Origin of the sequence: Spongiactinospora sp. 9N601 (assembly GCF_044326295.1) — a bacterium.
Taxonomy (GTDB): Bacteria; Actinomycetota; Actinomycetes; order Streptosporangiales; family Streptosporangiaceae; genus Spongiactinospora; species Spongiactinospora gelatinilytica.
The window spans coordinates 1-19,440 of sequence record NZ_JBIRBB010000028.1 but is presented as its reverse complement, the minus strand read 5'-3'; the positions used below and the strand labels follow the sequence as shown (position 1 = coordinate 19,440).

Annotated in this window: 15 protein-coding genes and 1 tRNA gene; 10 read left to right on the top strand and 6 right to left on the bottom strand. The window is 70.4% G+C overall.

Translation table 11 applies throughout. The annotated features are described in order from the left end of the window. Nucleotides 1-86 precede the first annotated feature (86 nt). A complete protein-coding gene (locus ACH34R_RS41235; protein WP_397567061.1) occupies nucleotides 87-3,068 on the top strand; it encodes a UPF0182 family protein in 2,982 nt (993 codons plus the stop codon). Between the two features lie 56 nt (nucleotides 3,069-3,124). Next, nucleotides 3,125-3,201 (top strand) — tRNA-Met (locus ACH34R_RS41230). A 1,039-nt stretch (nucleotides 3,202-4,240) separates the two neighbouring features. On the opposite strand, the gene ACH34R_RS41225 is transcribed toward ACH34R_RS41230, so the two are convergent. After that, entirely contained in the window at nucleotides 4,241-7,066 is a 2,826-nt protein-coding gene (locus ACH34R_RS41225; protein ID WP_397567060.1) for a BTAD domain-containing putative transcriptional regulator, read from the bottom strand. A 307-nt stretch (nucleotides 7,067-7,373) separates the two neighbouring features. On the opposite strand from ACH34R_RS41225, the gene ACH34R_RS41220 reads away from it, so the two are divergent. From ACH34R_RS41220 to ACH34R_RS41210, 3 genes are all read left to right on the top strand, one after another. Next, nucleotides 7,374-8,165 carry a BTAD domain-containing putative transcriptional regulator gene (locus ACH34R_RS41220; protein ID WP_397567059.1) on the top strand — a complete coding sequence of 264 codons (792 nt, stop codon included), beginning with the start codon at nucleotides 7,374-7,376 and terminating at the stop codon, nucleotides 8,163-8,165. A 93-nt stretch (nucleotides 8,166-8,258) separates the two neighbouring features. Beyond that, nucleotides 8,259-9,656 (top strand): MFS transporter, encoded by a 1,398-nt coding sequence (locus tag ACH34R_RS41215; RefSeq protein ID WP_397567058.1) that lies wholly within the window; start codon nucleotides 8,259-8,261, stop codon nucleotides 9,654-9,656. 18 nt (nucleotides 9,657-9,674) lie between these two features. Then, nucleotides 9,675-10,232 carry a GNAT family N-acetyltransferase gene (locus tag ACH34R_RS41210; protein ID WP_397567057.1) on the top strand — a complete coding sequence of 186 codons (558 nt, stop codon included), beginning with the start codon at nucleotides 9,675-9,677 and terminating at the stop codon, nucleotides 10,230-10,232. A gap of 7 nt (nucleotides 10,233-10,239) precedes the next feature. Here the strand turns inward: ACH34R_RS41210 and soxR are convergent, their stop codons facing one another. Then, nucleotides 10,240-10,695: a redox-sensitive transcriptional activator SoxR gene (gene soxR, locus ACH34R_RS41205; RefSeq protein WP_397567056.1), complete on the bottom strand. Its 456-nt coding sequence runs from the start codon at nucleotides 10,693-10,695 to the stop codon at nucleotides 10,240-10,242. 96 nt (nucleotides 10,696-10,791) lie between these two features. Between soxR and ACH34R_RS41200 the strand changes: the two genes are divergently transcribed. Beyond that, nucleotides 10,792-11,385 carry an NADPH-dependent FMN reductase gene (locus tag ACH34R_RS41200; RefSeq protein ID WP_397567055.1) on the top strand — a complete coding sequence of 198 codons (594 nt, stop codon included), beginning with the start codon at nucleotides 10,792-10,794 and terminating at the stop codon, nucleotides 11,383-11,385. Here ACH34R_RS41200 and ACH34R_RS41195 read toward each other — a convergent pair. The 4 genes from ACH34R_RS41195 to ACH34R_RS41180 all read right to left on the bottom strand — a co-directional run bounded on the left by ACH34R_RS41195 (nucleotide 11,373) and on the right by ACH34R_RS41180 (nucleotide 15,428). Then, complete coding sequence (locus ACH34R_RS41195; protein WP_397567054.1) at nucleotides 11,373-11,858, bottom strand: hypothetical protein; 486 nt, start codon at nucleotides 11,856-11,858, stop codon at nucleotides 11,373-11,375. The two genes, ACH34R_RS41200 and ACH34R_RS41195, sit on opposite strands and share 13 nt — an antisense overlap. 127 nt (nucleotides 11,859-11,985) lie before the next feature. Beyond that, on the bottom strand, nucleotides 11,986-12,492 hold the full coding sequence (locus ACH34R_RS41190) for a VOC family protein (protein WP_397567053.1): 507 nt from the start codon (nucleotides 12,490-12,492) through the stop codon (nucleotides 11,986-11,988). A gap of 83 nt (nucleotides 12,493-12,575) precedes the next feature. Next, on the bottom strand, nucleotides 12,576-14,189 hold the full coding sequence (gene ctaD / locus ACH34R_RS41185) for a cytochrome c oxidase subunit I (RefSeq protein WP_397567097.1): 1,614 nt from the start codon (nucleotides 14,187-14,189) through the stop codon (nucleotides 12,576-12,578). A gap of 219 nt (nucleotides 14,190-14,408) precedes the next feature. Next, on the bottom strand, nucleotides 14,409-15,428 hold the full coding sequence (locus tag ACH34R_RS41180; RefSeq protein WP_397567052.1) for an endonuclease/exonuclease/phosphatase family protein: 1,020 nt from the start codon (nucleotides 15,426-15,428) through the stop codon (nucleotides 14,409-14,411). A gap of 133 nt (nucleotides 15,429-15,561) precedes the next feature. On the opposite strand from ACH34R_RS41180, the gene ACH34R_RS41175 reads away from it, so the two are divergent. The 4 genes from ACH34R_RS41175 to ACH34R_RS41160 all read left to right on the top strand — a co-directional run. Further along, complete coding sequence (locus ACH34R_RS41175) at nucleotides 15,562-15,933, top strand: hypothetical protein (RefSeq protein WP_397567051.1); 372 nt, start codon at nucleotides 15,562-15,564, stop codon at nucleotides 15,931-15,933. Continuing rightward, a complete protein-coding gene (locus ACH34R_RS41170; RefSeq protein WP_397567050.1) occupies nucleotides 15,900-17,447 on the top strand; it encodes a multicopper oxidase family protein in 1,548 nt (515 codons plus the stop codon). Before ACH34R_RS41175 ends, ACH34R_RS41170 begins: the two co-directional genes overlap by 34 nt. A 157-nt stretch (nucleotides 17,448-17,604) precedes the next feature. Beyond that, the gene (locus ACH34R_RS41165; RefSeq protein WP_397567049.1) at nucleotides 17,605-18,252 is read left to right on the top strand and encodes a hypothetical protein; all 648 of its coding nucleotides are present in this window, start codon (nucleotides 17,605-17,607) and stop codon (nucleotides 18,250-18,252) included. Then, nucleotides 18,246-19,440 (top strand): S8 family serine peptidase (locus tag ACH34R_RS41160; RefSeq protein ID WP_397567048.1); only part of this gene is annotated, 1,195 nt, incomplete at its 3' end. The genes ACH34R_RS41165 and ACH34R_RS41160, both read left to right, overlap by 7 nt.

Sequence of the window (19,440 nt, the reverse complement as noted above, 5' to 3'; positions counted from 1 at the left end):
GCGCCCGAGCGGTGCGGGGCGGGCGCCGCCCCACCGGTGTAGGTTGCCAGACACGGACCGTTGCATATGACGACAAGGGGTTGGCCTTGAGCTTCCGGACCCCCGGAGCCGGCAGGGCGATGCGCCTGCCCCGCCGGCCGCACCTCCTGGTGCCCGTCGCGATCGCACTTGTGGCGATCGTGGCGTTGTTCTTCCTTTTCTCCGGTGTGTACACCGACTTCCTGTGGTTCGACGCCGTCGGGTACACCTCGGTGTTCTCCAACGTGCTGCTGACCCAGATCTTGCTGTTCGTCGTCGGCGGCCTGCTCATGGTGGCCATCGTCGGCGGCAACATGATGCTGGCCTTCCGGATGCGCCCGATGTTCGGGCCGTCGATGTTCGGCGGGTCGAGCGGGGCGGACCGATACCGGATGGCCGTCGATCCGCACAGAAAGCTGATCTTCTGGATCGGCATGGCGGTGCTCGCCCTGTTCGCCGGGTCCACGATGGCCGGGCAGTGGGAGATCTGGCTCCAGTTCGTCAACGCCACGCCGTTCAACGACGTCGACCCGCTGTTCGGGATGGACAAGTCGTTCTTCGTCTTCACCCATCCGTTCCTGCGGATGCTGCTGACGTTCCTGTTCACGGCCGTGGTGATCTCGACCGCGATGGCCGCCATCGTGCACTACCTGTACGGCGGGTTCCGGTTCCAGTCGCCGGGCGTACACGCCTCGCGCGCGGCCCGCGCCCACCTGTCCGTGCTGGTCGGCGTCTTCGTCCTGCTGAAGGCGGTGGCCTACTGGATCGACCGGTTCGGCCTGGTCTTCTCCGACCGCGGGTTCGTACACGGCGCGTCCTTCACCGACGTCAACGCGGTGCTGCCGGCCAAGAACATCCTGGCCATCATCTCGCTGATCTGCGCCCTGCTGTTCTTCGCCGGGGTGATCCGGCCGGGCGGCATGCTCCCCGGCGTCGCCTTCGGCCTGCTCGTGCTCTCCGCGGTGCTGATCGGCGGCGTCTACCCCGCCCTGGTGGAGCAGTTCCAGGTCCGGCCCAACCAGCAGGCCCGGGAGGCGGCGTTCATCTCGCGCAACATCGAGGCCACCAGAAAGGCGTACGGCGTCGACAAGAGCGAGGTCATCGACTACAACGCGCAGGGCGACCCAGGCAAGGTCGACTTCAACTCCGACTCCTCCATCTCAGGGGTGCGGCTGCTCGACCCCAACCTGGTGTCCAAGACCTACCAGCAGCGCCAGCGCATCCGTGGTTTCTACGACTTCCCCGACCAGCTCGACGTCGACCGCTACCGCGACTCCGCGGGCAGCATGCGCGACACGGTCGTGGGCGTGCGCGAGCTGATCGGTCCGCCCCGTGAGCAGGACAACTGGATCAACCGCCACCTGGTCTACACCCACGGCTACGGCATCGTCGCCGCGCCGGGCAACAAGGTCGACTCCGAGGGCCTGCCCGACTTCGAGGTCAAGGACATGCCGGTGACCGGCCCGCTGGTGGACCGTACCGGCCTGAAGGAGCCGCGGATCTACTTCGGCGAGAACTCCTCGACCGAGTACGTGATCGCCGGCGGCGACCCGAAGGTCAGGCAGGAGCTCGACTACCCGGAGAGCGGCGGCACCGGCCAGGAGAACACCACCTACCAGGGCAAGGGCGGCGTCGCGATCGGCTCGTTCTTCAACCGCATGCTCTACGCGGCGAAGTACAGCGAGATCAACCTGCTGCTCTCCGGCGACGTCAACGAAAAGTCGCAGATCCTGTACGTCCGCAACCCGCGCGAGCGCATCGAGAAGGTCGCGCCCTTCCTCCGGATGGACGCCAACCCCTACCCGGCGGTCGTGGACGGGCGCGTGGTGTGGATCGTGGACGCCTACACCCTGTCCAACGACTACCCCTACTCGCAGAGCCGCAGCTTCGGTGACATGGTCCGCGACACGGCCACCGACACGCGGGCCATCGCCCAGCAGCCGCGCGACCACATCAACTACATCCGCAACTCGGTCAAGGCCACGGTCGACGCCTACGACGGCACCGTCAACCTCTACGCCTGGGACTCCCAGGATCCGCTGCTGAAGACCTGGAGCAAGGCCTTCCCCGGCATCGTCAAGCCGGCCGCTCAGATGAGCCCGGACCTGCGCTCCCACCTGCGCTACCCGGAAGACCTGTTCAAGGTCCAGCGTGATGTGCTCGCCCGCTACCACATCGAGGACGCCCGGGCCTTCTACGGCGGCCAGGACTTCTGGAACGTCCCCAACGACCCGTCCCTGAGCGACAGCGACGTCAAGCAGCCGCCTTACTTCCTGTCGGTCAAGATGCCCGGCACCTCGGCGCCCTCCTTCTCGCTGACCACGACCTTCGTGCCACGCCAGGGTCCCAACCTGGCGGCGTTCATGGCCGTGGACGCGACGGACGGCGGCGACTACGGCAAGCTGCGCATCCTGCGCATGCCGTCCAACACGACGATCCCGGGGCCGGGGCAGGTCCAGAACAACTTCACCAACAAGTTCTCCGGTGAGCTCAACCTGCTCGGGCTGGGCAATGCCAAGATCCGCTACGGCAACCTGCTCACCCTGCCCTTCGCCAACGGCCTGGTCTACGTCGAGCCGGTGTACGTCCAGACGGCCGCCGCCTCCGGGCAGGAGCCCTACCCGATCCTGCGGCGTGTCCTGGTCGCCTACGGCAACAAGGTCGGCTCGCACGACACCCTCGCAGGGGCCCTGGAACAGGTCTTCGAGGGCGCGGCGGCGCAACAGCCCAACAACCAGCAGCAAAAGCCTACGGAGACCAACCAGGCCGCCCAGCTCAACGCGGCCATCGACGAGGCCCGCAAGGCGTACGACGACGCCAAGAAGGCCCTGTCCGCCGACCCGCCCAACTGGGTGGAGTACGGCAAGGCCCAGCAGCGCCTCCAGGACGCCCTGAACCGCCTCCAGTCGGCCAAGCCGAGCACGGCGACACCCCCGGCCACTGGGCCGACCACAACGCCGTCTGCGGCCCCGACGACCTCGACCACACCGACCGCACCACCACCCACTCCGGCCTCGACGGGCAGCCCGTCGACGTCGGCCGCCTCCTGAGCCCGAACCGATTTGCGTCCGCCCCGTTAGCCCGATAGTCTTTAGACACAACGCAACGCGGGGTGGAGCAGTTCGGTAGCTCGCTGGGCTCATAACCCAGAGGTCGCAGGTTCAAATCCTGCCCCCGCTACCAAGGAAAACCCTCGGACCTTCGGGTCCGGGGGTTTTCTCGTTTTTAAGGGCGGTATGCGCCTTTGGGGGAAGGCCCCGGAAATCCCGGCATTCTCCGGGAATTTCTAGCATTCGCCTCTCTGGGTGGGTGTCTCATGCGGTGGCGGGGGCGGGCGGCACCCTCCAGGGAGCGGCACAGCAGCTCTGGGGGCGGGGACGGTCGGCGAGGGGGTTAGTTAGGGACAGGGCGGGCAGGTCCGCCGCCGCCCAGCGGGCCACAGGGGATGCAGGCGATACCTCCGCGCCGGCAGGTGGCCCGGCGAAGCGCCTGTTCTCGATATGGGGTGGTCGGGGCGTTGTGGCCCGGTGGCCGTTTCCGATGTGGGGTGGGTGTGGCCTTATGGTCCGGCGGCCGTTTCGTATGCCGGGAGCGGGGTCGGCGGGACGCCGTCCCGGGCCCCGGCGAGGTTGTAGTGGTCGCCCGTGTTTCCGGTGCTCAGTGGTCGGGGCGTGGTGGTCCAGTGCCTGTTTCCGATGTGAGGTGGTCGCGGCATTGTGGCCCGGTGTTCGTTTCCTCTGCCGGGGGCGAGGTTGTAGTGGCCGTTTGCGTGTTTTCGGTACGGGGTGGGCGGGGCGTGGTGGTTCAGCGTCCGTTTCTCGATGCGGGGTGGGCGGGGGTTGTGGTCCGGTGTTCGCTTCCTCTGCCGGGGGCGAGGTTGTAGCCGCCGTCTGCCTGTTTTCGGTATGGGGTGGTCGGGGCGTTGTGGCCCGGTGGCCGTTTCCGATGTGGGGTGGGTGTGGCCTTATGGTCCGGCGGCCGTTTCGTATGCCGGGGGGCGAGGTTGTGGTGGCCGTCTGCGTGTTTTCGGTAAGGGTGGGCGGGGCTCTACTGCCTGTTACCGATGGTGGGCGGGTGTGTGGTCGTGTACCGAGACGATGGTGAGGGTTCGGCGGGGGCAGTCCGACCTAAGGTCATCTGGCGGCAGCGATGGGGCACTTTCTGGCGTGTGCTGGGTGGGGGTGTCCCGGATGTGCGGCAGGCTCGGGCCGGTGGTCTCTGATCATCGGTGGCAGGGCGTGTTGGAGGAGGTGGGTGGGGCTTCGGGGGAGGTGAGGGGGAGGGTGCCCATGCTGGCCATGATGTCCAGGGCCTGGTGGCGGTAGGTGCGGGCGCGGTCGCCGCGGGCGAGTTCGTGGAAGAGGCGGCCGAGGTCCCACAGGAGGCCGGCCTCGCCGTGCCGGTCGCCCACCTCCCTGGCCAGCAGGAGCGCCTGCTCGTAGCGGCGCACGGCCTGGTCGTGGTCGCCGTTCCGGTAGTGGGCGCGGGCCAGGCTGGCCAGGTGGTAGTACCCGCCGTGCCGGTAGCCGAGGTCCTGGGAGAGCCAGGCCCCCCGGCGGTAGTTGTCCATGGCCGCAGGCGTGTCGCCGATCCGTTCCTCCAGCAGGCCGAGCCGGTGCAGGGCGAGCACCTCGTCGTACGGCTCGCCCGCCGACCGCAGGATCGCGATGGACCGCAGGAGCCGGTCGGCCGCCTCGTCGTACCGCTCCTCCCGGACCAGCAGGCTGCCCCATTCGAGCATCGCCCGCGCCTCGCCCGTGGTGTCCTCCGCGGCCCGGTACAGCGCCTGGGCGCGGGCGATGTGGCCGAGGGCGCGCTCGGTGTCCTGATCGCCGAGCCCGTGGCAGTGCGAAAGCACCAGGTGGGTGCGGGCCTCGGCGTGGATGGTCTCCCGGCGGGCGGTGGCGGGCAGGATGATCTGGTTCAGCGCGCAGCAGTCCTGGAGGTAGCCGCGGATGCGCAGCGGGCCGGTCAGCGCCGCCGCGAGCTGGACGGCGAGCGTTTCGTGGCTGCCGGGGACGATGGCGGCCTGCCGGACGACCGGGACCAGGTTGCGGCGGTGGTCGTCGAGCCAGGCGAGGGCGTCGGCGGGGGTGTAGATCTCGGCGGCGGTGTACGGCCGGCGTTCGTCCTCGTGCAGCCAGCGCAGGTTGAGCGGGTCGAGCAGCTCGGTGACCTGTAACGCGGCAGCGTGGTAGTACTGGAACGCGCGCAGCAGCGCCTCGTGCCGCTCCCGGTCCGACAGGTGCGAGCGGGCCTCCTCGGTGGCGAACAACCGCACCAGGTCGTGCATCAGGTAGTGGTGCGGGCGCGGCGAATCGACCAGCCGGGCGTCCAGCAGCCCCTCCAGGCCCTCTTCGGAGCGCCGCTGCGGCAGGCCGGTGAGTGCGGCGGCGACGGGTACGGTGATCTCCGGCCAGTGCGGCAGCCCCATGTGGCGGAAGACCTTGACCAGTTCCTCGCTGCGCGGGTCGTTGTCCAGCTCCTGGCGGCTGGTCGCGAAGCTGGTCCGGACCTCGAGGTCGTCGACCTTCAGCTCGTCCAGCCGGTGGTGCTTGGACATGAGCTTGTCGGCCAGGAACCGCAGCGGCCAGGCCGGGCGGGACGCCAGCCGGGCGGCGGCGATGGTCAGCGCCAGCGGCAGCCCGCCGCACAGCCGGGCGATCCGTACGGCCTGCTCGCGTTCGGCGGCGATGCGCTCGGCCGACACGACCGAGGAGAGCAGCGCCAGCGACTCCTCTTCCGACATCGGCTGAAGGTGGTGGACCGCGCCGCCGAGCGCCGGCAGCGTACGGCGGCTGGTCACCAGTACCGAGCACGACTTGGCCGGCATCAACGGGCGGACCTGCGCGGAGTCCACCGCGTTGTCGAGGAGCAGCAGCATCCGCCGGTTCGCGGTCAGGGACCGGAAGCGGGCCGCGGCCTCGGCCTCCTCGGGTGGTACCGCGTGGGTGGCCACGCCCAGCGAGCGCAGCATGCGTCCGAGCACGTCAGTCGGCTCCAGCGGCTTCAGGCACCTGGACGAACCTTGCAGATCAACATAGAACAGCCCGTCGGGAAAGTGCCGGCTGATCCGATGGGCCAGGTACGTGGCCAGCTCGGACTTGCCCACGCCGCCCACGCCGTCGATCACCACGATCCCCGGCCCTTCGGGGTCGAGCAGCAGGTGCTCCAGCCGGTTCACGTCGGCCTGCCGCCCGGCGAACACGCCGCTGCCGCGGAAGATCTCGTTGGGCGGCGCGGAGACCGGGTCGGGGTCTTCGGCGAGCCCCGCCACGGCGCGGGACGCGCCCTCCTCCTGCCCGCTGGAGCCGTCGTCGGTGAGGATCGCCTGGTGGAGGGCCTGGAGTTCGCCGCAGGGCTCAAGTCCCAGCTCCTCGGTGATCACCGAGCGGGCCTCCCGGTAGGCGTCCAGCGCCTCCGCGCGCCGTCCTGCGGCGTGCAGCGCGCGCATGAGCTGGCCCCACAGCCGCTCCCTGAGCGGATGCTGGGCGAGCAGCGTGCGCAGTTCCACCACGATTTCGGTGTGTCGGCCGAGCAGCAGCCGGGCCTCGACGTGTCCTTCGGCGGCGAGTTGCCGCAGCTCGGTGAACCGGTGCGTCATGGCGGTCAGTGAGGCGGTGGGCGCGGCGTCCATGAACGGCTCGCCGTCCCACAGCGACAGGGCCGCGGAGAGCCGGCGTTCGGCCTCTTCCGCCTCGCCGCGGTCCAGCGCCGCGAGACCCTCCGTGATCTGGGTCTCGAACTGCACGCCGTCGATCGACTCCGGCGGGCAGCGTAGCTCGTACCCGCCCGCGCTGGTGGCGATGACCTTGCCCTCCCGGTCGCCCAGGGCGCGCCTGCACTGCAGCACATAGTTGCGGATCAGGACCGCGGCGGAGGCGGGCGGTCTGCCGGGCCACAGTTCGAGTACCAGCCGATCGACCGAGACCACCCGCCCGGCGTCCAGCATCAACAGCGCCAGCAGTGCTCGCGGGCGAGGCCCCGGGATCGGATACCAGTTGATGTCCGTCCGAAATTCGACTCGCCCGAGGTATCTGAACCACATGCGAGCACCCTCCGCCGCATTGGAGACCAGTTCTATCGAGCCACAATCATAAGTAACCTGGTCTGTAAGTGGAAAAGTTAACAAGACCTAAATTACAGGGTTACGCGGTATTGGCATCCTGACGTAGTGGGGTCGGAGGCATTCGCGGGCGCGCTGCGCCGCCCGCACCCGACCGGGGGTTTCGCCATGACATCGCCGACATCGCCGCAGTCCCGAGCCGCGAGGACATCCTTCCATCATCCCTCCATCACCCTTCCGCCGTCCCGATGCGGCTTACGACCGTGGCCACCGGCAATCTGGGGGAATTATGCGTTTCGGAGTATTAGGACCGCTCACGATCGACGACAACGGGATCGGCCGTCTGCCCAGCGCGCCCAAGCAGCGGCAGTTGCTCGCCCTCTTCCTGATGAACGCCGGCCATTTCGTGCCGGCCTCCGCCTGTATCGAGGAATTATGGGGCAGCGGCCCGCCGCGAACGGTGACCGCGACCCTGCAAACGTACATCCTCCAGATCAGGCGCTCGCTCGCCATGTCGCCGGAGATCGGCTCGGTGGCGCAGGCCCGTAAGGTGCTGATCACCGGTAATCGGGGTTACCACCTGATCGTCCCGGCCGACTCCCTGGACGTCATGGAGTTCCGGCGATGGCTGCGCGACGGCCGGCGGGCGGCGCTGCGCAACGACGACGAGACCCGGGCCCGCTGCCTGCGCATGGCGCTGGCGCAGTGGCGGGGCCCGGCGCTCGGCGACGTGCCGGTGGGGCCACGGCTGCGACCGGAGGTGGAAAGACTGGAAGAGTCACGGATCGCGGCGATGCAGGAGTGTTTCGACGCCGAACTCCGCCTCGGCCGCCACCAGGACATTCTCGGTGAACTACGCACCACGGCGGCCCGGCATCCTTTCAATGAGGAGTTCCAGGCCCAGTACATGCTGGCGCTGTACCGATCGGGCCAGCAGGTCAAGGCGCTCGACGTCTTCCACCGGCTGCGCGCCACCCTGGCGGCGGAACTCGGCCTGGGCCCCTCCCGCACGATCCGCTCCCTGCACGAGGCCATGGTCCACGCGCACCACGAACTGTCCCTCGAAGTGATCGGTGCCTGAACCTGCCGGGGCCGCTCGCTCGCCGGTTGACCTCAATATTGGTTGAGGTTGCACCCTGGGAGCGTCCAAGCTGCCGCGGTTGACAGGTGATACGTGCGTAACAATCCGATTCTCGTACTGGCCGCCGTCCTGCTCTCCAGCGTGTCCCTGCCGATCACGCTGACCGGCGCGTCGGTCGCGCTCGTGGAGATCGCGTCCGATCTCCAGGCGGATCTCGCGCCGGTCCAGTGGGTGGTGACCGGCTACAACGCCACCTTCGCGAGCTTCATGCTGGCCTCCGGCTCGCTGGCGGACCTGATCGGCAGGCGGCGGGTCTACACGTCCGGGCTGATCATCTTTGTGGTCAGCGGCCTGCTGAGCACCGTGGCCACCGACATCGTGCTGCTCGACGTCGTGCGCGCGCTCGCCGGGGTCGGCGGGGCCGCGGCGGCGGCCAGCGGCTCGGCCCTGCTGGCCGCCTCCTTCCAGGGCCCGGCCAGGGCCCGGGTGTTCGGCCTGTTCGGCACCGCGCTCGGCATCGGCCTGGCCTTCGGGCCCACGATCGCCGGGGTGCTGGTCAACGCGTTCGGCTGGCGGGCCGTGTTCGGCGTGCCGTCCGTCGCGTGCCTGCTGGTGCTGGGGGTCGTCCGGCTGCTGCCGGAGTCCCGTGACCCGCGCTCGCGCCGGGTGGACTGGGCGGGCACGGTCTCCTTCACGGCGGGCCTCCTGCTGCTCATCTTCGGATTCGTCGAGGGGCCGGCCCTGGGCTGGACGTCGCCCGCCGTGCTGGGGGCTTTCGTCGCCTCTGTCGTGCTCTTCGCCGCCTTCGTGGTGATCGAGTACCGGACCCGCGAACCGCTGCTCGACCTGAGCCTGCTCACCACGCCGCGGTTCCTCGGCATCTCCATCGCCGCCGCGACCATCGTCAGCGTGCTCATCCCTCTGCTGATCTACCTGCCGTCCTACTTCACCCGGGTGCTCGGCATGGGCCCCGACCAGGCCGGCGCGGTCCTGATCATGCTGACCGCGCCCACGCTGGTACTGCCCTCGCTGGCTGGCCTGATCACCCGGTGGGTGCCGCCCGCGGTGATCGTGGTGCTGGCGGTCGTCCTGGTGGGGCTCGGTTCGGCCTGGCTGGCCCTCAGCGGTCCGGCGTCCACCGCGCTCGGGCTGGCCGGGCCGCTGCTGACGATCGGCTTCGGCGTGGGCGTCTCCACGGGGCTGATCGACGGAGTGGCGCTCAGCAGCGTGGGGCCCGAGCGTGCGGGAACGGCGTCGGGCCTGTTCAACACGGTCCGGCTGGGCGGTGAGACGGTCGCCATCGCGGTGTTCGGCGCGGTGCTGGCCGCGATGACCGCGGGCCGGCTGGCCGAGCCCGGCTTCGCCGGCGGACTGCGGGTCGTGCTGTGGTCGATGACCGGGCTCGCGCTGGTGACCGTGCTGGTGGTCACGGTACTGCTGCGCGCCCCCGCCCGGACGACCGGGCGTACCCCCGAACCCGTCTCACGATGACCTGAAGGGATTTCGCCCATGCTGGTACACGACGTCGTCTACCACCTGGAGATGACCTCCCCCGCCGAACTCCGCCCGGCCCGCCCGTCCGGCGCCGCCGTGCGGCTGCGCGAGACCGGCACCGAGGACGTGCGGGAGTTCCGGGAGATCCACGACCGGGTGGCCGGTCCGCACGGCTGGCCGTCGCTCACCTGGCCGGAGTCGCGGTGGCGCGAGCACCTGGCCCGGCCGGGGGTGCGCGCGTGGATCGCCGAGGTGGACGGGCGGCCCGCCGGGCTCGCCCAGCTCCAGGCGCAGCCGGGGCACACGGTGGAGATCGAGTACTTCGGGCTGGCGCCGGAGTACGTGGGCAACGGGATCGGCGGGCACCTGCTGACCCTGATCACCCGGATGGCCTGGGAGATCGCGCCGGTCGAGGAGCCGCGGGGCGACGGGGGCGGGGAGATCCGCCGGGTCTGGCTGCGCACCTCCCGCTCCGACCACCCGCACGCCAGGGCGAACTACCAGGCCCGTGGCTTCCGCCTGACCCACGAGGAGCCCTGGGAACGCGAATTCGTCATTGCCGGACCCCGCTGAGCGAACGTCAGGGGTTGGCGTCGCCGAGCAGGCGGCGCGGACCGGAGCCCAGCCGGCCGAGCGCGTCGTCGGGGTTGGCGACCACGCAACGGTCGATCGACAGGCAGCCGCACCCCACGCAGTCGGTGAAGTCATCGCGTAGCTGCTCCAGCCGCCGGATGCGCTCGTTGAGCTGTTCCCGCCAGCTCGCCGACAGGCGCTCCCAGTCCTGGCGGTTCGGAGTGCGCCCCTCCGGCAGCTCCGCGAGCGTCTCTCCGATCTCCGCCAGCGACACCCCGACCCGCTGCGCGATCCGGATCAGGGCGACCCGGCGCAGGGTCTCCCGCCCGTACCGCCGCTGGTTTCCGGCCGTACGACGGCTCGTGATCAGCCCCTGTCGTTCATAGAAGTGCAACGCCGAAACCGAAACGCCACTGCGCGCCGCCAACTCACCGATGGTGAGCTCGGCCGGGATTTTAGCCATGGGAGTTCTCCGCCACGAGTTGACCTTAACAAATATTCAGGTTCTAGCATCAGTGGCGATCGCAGGGAGAATCCAGATCCGGAGAGAGGAATTGGGGTGCAGTCTGAATCGTTCCGCCTCGCCGTCGTAATCGGCAGTGTCCGGGAGGGCCGTTTCGGCCCGACCGTGGCGAACTGGTTCATCGGGCAGGTCCGGCGACGCGACGACGTGATCCTCGACGTGATAGACCTCGCCGAGACGCCGCTGCCGCCACGCGGTCAGGCGCGCCCGGTGGTGACCGGGGAGTACGACTCGCCCGAGGTACGCGCCTTCGCCGCCAGAATCGGCGCGGCCGACGCCTTCGTCATCATCACGCCCGAGTACAACCACGGGTATCCGGGACCACTGAAGATCGCCATCGACTCGCTCAATCCGGAGTGGCACGCCAAACCCGTGGCCTTCGTGTCCTACGGCGGCATTTCCGGCGGCCTGCGGTCGGTGGAACAACTCCGCGCGGTATTCGCGGAACTGCACGCCATCACCATCCGCGAGACGGTCAGCTTCAGCATGGCCCATTCCCGTTTCGACGCGACCGGCCGGCCACTCCAGCCGGAAAAGGTGAACGCCGCGGCCAAGCTGCTCCTTGACCAACTCGCCTGGTGGGCCCGCCACATCCGCGCCGCCAAAAGCCTCCTTCCCTACGGTTCGTGACCCCCCGCCGTGCGACTGCGGAACCGCCCCAGTCGCACGAACGACCGGTTGGAGAACTCAGCCGGTGGCGCGGCAGAAGCGGTCGGTCGCGGGCAGGTGGCCCTCGGCCGGGCCGTGTCGTTGCAGGTCACGGCGGCCATCGCGGCGCTGTCCGGGGGCGCGGGGGGCGGCTGGTCGCCGGGCTGGTCCAGCGTCGGGGGCCTGCCCGCGGCGACGGCCGCCAGCCGGCCCGCGAGCTGCGGGAACATCTCGTCGCGGTACAGCAGCACGCGGGTCATCCAGCGGAACGCGGTGCCGTCGGTCCCGGCGACGGGCTCTCGGTCCACCCGCGCCGCCAGGCGGAACCAGGTGTCGCGGACATGCCCCGCCGTACGGCCCAGCGCGTACGTCCCGTGCCGGTCCGCCGCCCCGCCGCCGCGGGTCCTGGGGCGAACGCGCCGAGCAGGCAGGCCGCCGCCGATGCGAGGGCCCATCCAGGGCGCATGAGTCGGTCTCCCCCTCGTGTCGTCGAGCCGTGTCGTGATCGACAACGCTAGGCGGGCACGATGCGCCCGGACCACGCGGAAGACCCCCCAGTCATCCGGGGGCGGGCCCCACCCTTCAGGCTCGTGCGTCCGGTGCCGCCGGGGGGAAGAACGCGGTCTCCGGCCGCTGCATGTACTCCATCGCCGCGGCAAACACCGGATCGGTCATCCGGCGTTCCATCTCCTCCATGGTCACGTCCTCGATGCGGGTCTGGATCCACCAGACGTTCCCGAACGGGTCGCGCACCCGCCCCACCAGGTCGCCGAAGGCCAGGTGGGTGACCTCGCTGATCGGTACGCCTCCCGCGGCCACCGCCTGCCGCAGTACGGCGTGCGCGTCCTCGACGTACAGCCGCAGGAACGACGGCAGGGCCGGCCAGCTCGGATCGCCGTCGAACAGCATCACGACCGCGTCGCCGATGCGCACCTCCGCGTGCCCGATCCGCCCCCGGTCATCGACCACCCGGCCCAGTTCCTCCGCGCCGAACGCCCTGGTCAGATAGTCGATCACCGCGCCGGTGTCCGTGGAGATGATCCACGGCGTGACGGTGGTGTAGCCCTCGGGAATCGCGTTGACGGGCATGTGCCGGCCTCCTAGGTTCGGGTCGTCGCCGCACTGACTCGGCAACGCTAGAACCCATATAGGCCGGTTCATGACCTAGTTGGTCATCGGCGGACGCGCCGGACCCTCGGGTAGTGCAGGTCGAACGCCGGCCGTTCGGACCGGATGCGCGGGATCGAGGTGAAGTTGTGCCGCGGCGGCGGGCAGGACGTCGCCCACTCCAGCGAGTTGCCGAACCCCCACGGGTCGTCCACGGTCACCCGCGCGCCCTTCCGCGAGGTCTGCCACACGTTGTAAAGGAACGGCAGGGTGGACACGCCCAGCAGGAAGCCCCCGGCCGAGGAGACGACGTTGAGCCCGGTGAATCCGTCGATCGGGCTGTAGTCGGCGTACCGCCGCGGGAAGCCGATCACGCCCAGCCAGTGCTGCACCAGAAAAGTGGTGTGGAAGCCCACGAACAGCAGCCAGAAGTGGACCTTGCCCATCGTGTCGTTGAGCATCCTGCCGGTCAGTTTGGGCCACCAGAAGTAGAACCCGGCGAACATCGCGAACACCACCGTGCCGAACACCACATAGTGGAAGTGGGCGACCACGAAGTAGGTGTCGCTGATGTGGAAGTCCAGTGGCGGCGAGGCCAGGATGACGCCGGTCAGGCCGCCCAGCAGGAAGGTGACCAGGAACCCGATCGCGAACAGCATCGGGGTCTCGAACGTCAGGTGGCCGCGCCACATGGTGCCGATCCAGTTGAAGAACTTCACGCCGGTGGGCACCGCGATCAGGAACGTCATGAACGAGAAGAACGGCAGCAGTACCTGCCCGGTGGGGAACATGTGGTGCGCCCACACGGTCATCGACAGGCCGGCGATGGCGATCGTGGCGGCCACCAGGCCGATGTACCCGAACAGCGGCTTGCGGCTGAAGACCGGCAGGACCTCGGTCACGATGCCGAAGAACGGCAGCGCGATGATGTAGACCTCCGGGTGCCCGAAGAACCAGAACAGGTGCTGCCAGAGGATGGCCCCGCCGGTGGCCGCGTCGTAGATGTGCGCGCCGAGTTTGCGGTCGGCCTCCAGTACCAGCAGCGCGGCGGCCAGCACCGGGAAGGCCAGCAGCACCATGATCGAGGTGAGCAGCACGTTCCAGGTGAAGATCGGCATCCGGAACATGATCATGCCGGGCGCGCGCATGCAGATGATCGTGGTGATGAAGTTGACCGCGCCGAGGATCGTGCCGAGCCCGGCCAGTACCAGCCCCATGATCCACAGGTCGCCGCCGGGCCCGGGGGAGTAGGCCGCGGTGGACAGCGGCGTGTACGCGAACCAGCCGAAGGACGCCGCCCCGTCCGCCACGCCGAAACCCGCGAGGGTGATCAGCCCGCCGAACAGGAACATCCAGTAGCTGACCATGTTCAGCCGGGGGAAGGCCACATCGGGCGCGCCGATCTGGAGCGGCATGACGGCGTTGGCGAACCCGGCGAACAGCGGGGTCGCGAACAGCAGCAGCATGATCGCGCCGTGCATGGTGAACATCTGGTTGTACTGCTCGCGCGAGACGAACTGCAGGCCGGGCGCGAACAACTCGGCGCGGATCACCATCGCCATGATCCCGGCGACCAGGAAGAACGCGAACGACGAGATCAGGTAGAGGTTGCCGATCACCTTGTGGTCGGTGCTGGACAGCCATGACACGAGAATGGCGCCCTTGGTCCGGTGCTCCACCGGCCCGGGTACGAGGTGTTCCCGATCCGGCGGCGGCTCGACTCTGGTCACATCGTCTCCTGGCGCGGCGAGTTCTCCCGGCGCGGCGAGCGGCGGTACGTGCGCCGCTCATGCCCGTGCCGACCTGCGGAAAAACGGTGCTCGCCGCCCATCGCCGCAATCTCGGTGCTCGCATGGGCGGGAATGGACCACGGCTATACCCGCAGGGGGTCGCGAGGGTCAGGGCAGGGTCAGGTCGGTGACCGTCAGGCGATGATCGTCGCCGGGGAGGGTGACGGCCCGGAAGTCGCGTACCGCGATCCGCTCGTCGGCGAGCACGTGGTCGATGGCGATCTTCGGGAAGAAGAACGGCTGCTCGTGGTAGGGCCAGGTCATGGTCAGCCCGTGGCCGGTGGCGTCGGCCGCGTCCCGGTAGCCGGTGGCGATCAGGCCCCTGAGCACGGCGTGGTCCAGGGTCGCGTTGAAGTCGCCGGCCAGCACCCGCAGCGGGCCGCCGGCCCCGGGCAGCCGCCGGACGCTCGGCTCCCAGCAGGCGGTACGCCAGCCCGAGGACGGCGCGCAGGCGTGTACCGACACGATCTCCACCCGACGGCCGTCCGGCATGGTCACCATGGCGGCGGCCTGGCCCGGTCCGGTACCGGGCAGCCGCCTGCCCTCGCTCATCGGGTGCCGGGCGTAGATCGCCACGCCGTTCGCGTCCTCCTCGGGCAGCGTGTAGGCGTACGGCAGCAGCCCGGCCATCCCCTCGGCGGCCAGCCGCTCCGGCACCGGCCCGGTGACCTCCTGAAGCGTGAGAACGTCCGGGCGGTAGCGCCTGACCTGCTCCATCAGCGCGGAGATCGGGACGTTGCCGTTCCACATGTTGAGCGTCATGACCCGCAGCGCGGGGCCGCGCGCCGGTGGCTGCGCCCCGGGGAGCATCCGGGGCAGCATGATCACCGCGAACATCGCCACCGCCACGAACGCCGTCAGCGCCGCGCGCCACCGCCGGGTCAGGGCCGCCCAGGCGAGCGGGACCAGCGCGGCCACCGCCAGGTACGGCGTGAACGACACCGCCTGCGACCAGCGGAACACCGGCTCCCACCCGGTCATCCGCAGCCCGCCCCAGCCGAGGCAGGTCGCCGTCATGGCCCACAGCACGACCGCGCCGCCGCGCCGGTCCCGGCGGACGCCGCCCGGCGGCGGTGGCACGAGCGTGGCCACGCCGGGTGGGTCGTCAACGCGCTCGGAACGTTCCATCCCGAACAATTATCCCGGCCGCCGCACTGATCGGCGAATGCGGACAAACGGGGTGACGTACGCCCTGGGGTGTACCGCCGGGCCCGCGCTGGGCTGACGACCTCACCGACAGGCCCGCCGAGCATGGGACCCCATGAAGACAGTCATCTGGTCATTGCGCGTGCTGACCACCGTCCACCTGCTGGGGGTGCTCGGCCAGGCGGTGCTGGCCGGGATGTTCGTCACGGGCGACGTGGACATGCTGGCCCTGCACTCGGACAACGCCCTTTACACCCATGTGGTGAGCATCCTGCTGACGGTCGCGGCGGTGCTGGTGTGGCGGCCGGGGCGCGGCCCGTCGTGGCCGGCGTGGGCCGGTGGGGCGCTGGTGGTGGTCGAGACGGTACAGATCGTGCTGGGCCAGGATCGGCGGCTCGCGCTGCACATGCCGCTGGGCATGCTGATCTTCGGGGTGTCGCTCATGGTGACGCTGTGGTCCTGGCGCTGGCGGGGGGCGGCACGATGATCTCGCGCCGCGGATTTCTGGCCCTCGCGGGGGTGAGCGGGGTCGCCGCCACGGCGGCCGGTTGCGGCGCGCTGACCGCCGAGGTCGCCGGTCGGCTGCTGACCAGCGCGCTGCCGCCGCCCCGCCCGTTCACCGTCCCGCTGCCGATCCCGCCGGTGGCCCGCGCGCTGCGGCCGGGCCACTACGAGGTGACCCAGCGGGCCGCCCGGGTGGAGATCATCCCGGGGACGACGACCGAGGTGTGGGGCTTCGACGGCCTGTTCCCCGGGCCGACGTTCGAGCTGCGGGCGGGGGAGCGCGCCACCGTCAGGGTCCGCAACGAGCTGCGCGTGCCTACCTCCACGCACCTGCACGGCGGGGTCACCCCACCGGACTCCGACGGCTACCCGACCGACCTGGTGGTGCCCGCCGGGCACGCCGCGCACGGCGGGGGACACCACCCCGTCACCGTCCACAGCGGGGCCAAGGACTACGTCTACCCGCTGGAGCAGCGGGCCGCCACGCTCTGGTACCACGACCACCGGATGGACTTCACCGGGCCGCAGGTGTGGCGCGGGCTGGCCGGGTTCGCGCTGGTCCGCGACGAGGAGGACGACGCGCTGCCGCTGCCCAGGGGCGAGCGTGACATCCCGCTGATGATCTGCGACCGGGCGTTCGCCGAGGACGGCTCCTTCCGCTATCCGTCCGTCGATCCGAGCCTGATGGGCCGGCCGGGCGTGGCGGCGGCCTACATGGCGGGCGTCGAGGGGGACGTGATCCTGGTCAACGGGGCCCCGTGGCCGGTCCACGAGGTCGCGCCCGCGCGGTACCGGCTGCGCTTGCTGAACGCCTCCAACGCCCGCCGCTACCGGCTCGAACTGCGGCCCGGCGGCGGCTTCACGCAGGTGGGCGGCGACCAGGGACTGCTGGCCGCGCCCGTCGAGCACCGGTCGCTGCCGATCTCCCCGGCCGAGCGGTTCGACGTGGTGGTGGACTTCGCCGCCTACCGGCCGGGGACGGAGGTGACCGTGGTCAACACGCTGGGGCAGGGCCTCGCGCGGAACGTGCTGCGCTTCCGGGTCACCGGCCGGGTACGGCCGGGCGGCGACCCGCCGGTGCCGCGCCGCCTGTCGGCTCCGCCGCGGGCCGAACGGCGGGCGGCGGTGGCCACCCGGGTGTTCGATTTCCGGCGCACCGGCGAAGGGGCGCACGAGGCGTGGACGATCAACGGCCTGCCGTTCCGGCCGGGCCGCCCATTGGCCGCGCCACGGCTGGGGACGACCGAAGTGTGGCGGCTGGCCAGCGATTTCCACCATCCGGTACATGTGCATCTGGCGCATTTTCTCGTGCTTTCCCGGGGCGGCCGGCCGGCCGCCCCGGCGGACGCGGGATGGAAGGACACGGTGGACGTCCGGCCATATGAGGTGGTGGAGGTCCTGGTGCGGTTCGAGGGGTACCGGGGGCGGTACATGATGCACTGCCACAACCTGGAGCACGAGGACATGGCGATGATGGCGGACTTTGAGGTCGTTTAACGCTCACTGCTCCATTTCCATAAGGAATCAATTGGCTTAGAGAAAGGCCGTCAATAGGGTAGATTTTGCGTTCATGGAGGATACCGTAGTCGAATACTTAGGCTCGCCTCCCCGGCGCAGGGGGAGGCCATGGAAGCTGTGGGTCGCGTTGATCGCGATGGCCGTCGTAGGAGTGGCGGCCGGGGTGTACGGCGGGCTGGAGGTCCGCCGGGAGTTCGAACGCCCGCCCACCCAGGCGGAGAAGGACGCCGCCGCGGTGAAGGAGGTCGCCCTGCGCTGGCGGACCAGGACGGCCGGGCAGATCTTCCCGGCCGAGATCGAGTACGGTGAGCGCCACCGGGCGCGGCGCGTGGGCATCGCCCCGCAGGCGCGGTGCGATGAGGCCGCCGACCCCGCCGTCGCCCTGGTGTTCGTCGACAACGGCTGCTCGGCCGTGCTCCGCGCGACCTACATCGACCACTCGCGCACCCTCGTGACCACCGTCGGCATCGCCGTACTGCCCTCCGAGAAGGCGGCCGACAAGGCCGTCGAGACCATCCGCGCGGCGGACGGCATGCTGCGCGCGGCGGCCTTCCCCGGCACCCGCGCGGCCTGGTACCGCGACGCGGCGCGCCAGGACGACACGGTCGGCGGCTACGCCAACTACGTGCTCCTGGCGGCGAGCGGCTACGCCGACGGCCGTAAGCGGATCACCGCCGACCGTCCGAAGCTGTTCGACCTGGACGACACGCTGATCACCCGGGTCGGCGCGGCGCTGGGCGAGGAGCGCGATCCCTGCGAGGTCGCGGGGGTGGTCCAGTGCTGACCACCGTGACCCGGATCACCCTGGTGGCGTCGGTCGCGGCGATCACCCTCCTCGCCGCGCCCGGCCCGTCCGCCGCCGACGACGTGCTGTCCCGCCTCGCCGCCGACCTGCGCGCGGCGCACGACGTCGCCGACGGCGACGGCGTCACGGTCGCCATCCTGGGCGACGGGATCGACGCGCGCCTGCCCGAGCTGCGCGGCCGGGTCAAGGCCGCCCCCGACCTCTACACACCCAAGGAGAGCGAGCAGCGGTTCGGCACGCTGCTGGCCGGCCTGATCGCCGGGAAGGGCAACCCCCGGGGCACGTCGGTCCGCGGCGTCGCGCCCGCCGCGGACATCCTGTCGATCAGGGTGATGCCCACCGGTGAGCGCGCCTACCGCCGGTTCGTCAAGAGCGACGACCTCGACAACGTCGCCGACGGCATCCGCTCCGCCGCCGACCGCGGGGCCGACGTCATCCTCGTCACCGACGCGCGCGGGGAAGCCGGCGGCAACGACGAGCTGCTCTCCGCCATCGAGCACGCCAACGGCAAGAACGCCGTCATCGTGTCGGCCTCCCCGCGCCTGGTGGACGATTCGCTCAAGAAGGCCCCCGCCTCCCAGATCGGCTACCCGCCGGGGTTCCCCGGCGTGATCGGCGTCGGCACCCTGAACGGCCAGGGACGGCGCGCCCCCGCCTACTCCGCCCGCAATTCCACGATCGCCGTGTCCGCCCCCGGCACCAAAGTGGACACCACCGGCGACGGCGGCAGTTCGAGCTGGTGGGTGCAGGGCGGCGACGTCGCCGCCGCCTGGGTGGCCGGCACCGCGGCACTGATCCGCCAGGAGCACCCGAAACTACCGCCCGACCTGGTCGCCCGCGCCATCACCTCCTCCACCCGCGGCCGGCCACCCGGCGGCTACGACCTCGAACGCGGCCACGGCATCATCAACCCGGCGGCGGCGCTGAAGGCGGCCGGCGACCTCACCGACATCGCCGACACGGCCGACGCCGAGGGCAAGACCCTCCCCGAGAGCACCCGCGCCGGCGGCGGCCCGCCCAAGACCCCCATCAAGGCGGTGGTCCGCGACCGGACCAAGATCCTCGGCCACAGCGTGCTCGCCGGCGCCGGACTCCTGCTCCTTCTCGCCGCTACCCTCACCTCCATCCTCGTCCGCCCCCGCCCCCGCCCCACCCAACCCCCTCCAC

Bases quoted from the DNA above. Each gene is read 5' to 3' on its own strand.
- ACH34R_RS41225 (WP_397567060.1), bottom strand. From the start codon at position 7,066: ATGTGGTTCAGATACCTCGGGCGAGTCGAATTTCGGACGGACATCAAC.
- ACH34R_RS41220 (WP_397567059.1), top strand. From the start codon at position 7,374: ATGCGTTTCGGAGTATTAGGACCGCTCACGATCGACGACAACGGGATC.
- ACH34R_RS41210 (WP_397567057.1), top strand. From the start codon at position 9,675: ATGCTGGTACACGACGTCGTCTACCACCTGGAGATGACCTCCCCCGCC.
- soxR (WP_397567056.1), bottom strand. From the start codon at position 10,695: ATGGCTAAAATCCCGGCCGAGCTCACCATCGGTGAGTTGGCGGCGCGC.
- ACH34R_RS41195 (WP_397567054.1), bottom strand. From the start codon at position 11,858: ATGGGCCCTCGCATCGGCGGCGGCCTGCCTGCTCGGCGCGTTCGCCCC.
- ACH34R_RS41190 (WP_397567053.1), bottom strand. From the start codon at position 12,492: ATGCCCGTCAACGCGATTCCCGAGGGCTACACCACCGTCACGCCGTGG.
- ACH34R_RS41180 (WP_397567052.1), bottom strand. From the start codon at position 15,428: ATGGAACGTTCCGAGCGCGTTGACGACCCACCCGGCGTGGCCACGCTC.
- ACH34R_RS41175 (WP_397567051.1), top strand. From the start codon at position 15,562: ATGAAGACAGTCATCTGGTCATTGCGCGTGCTGACCACCGTCCACCTG.
- ACH34R_RS41165 (WP_397567049.1), top strand. From the start codon at position 17,605: ATGGCCGTCGTAGGAGTGGCGGCCGGGGTGTACGGCGGGCTGGAGGTC.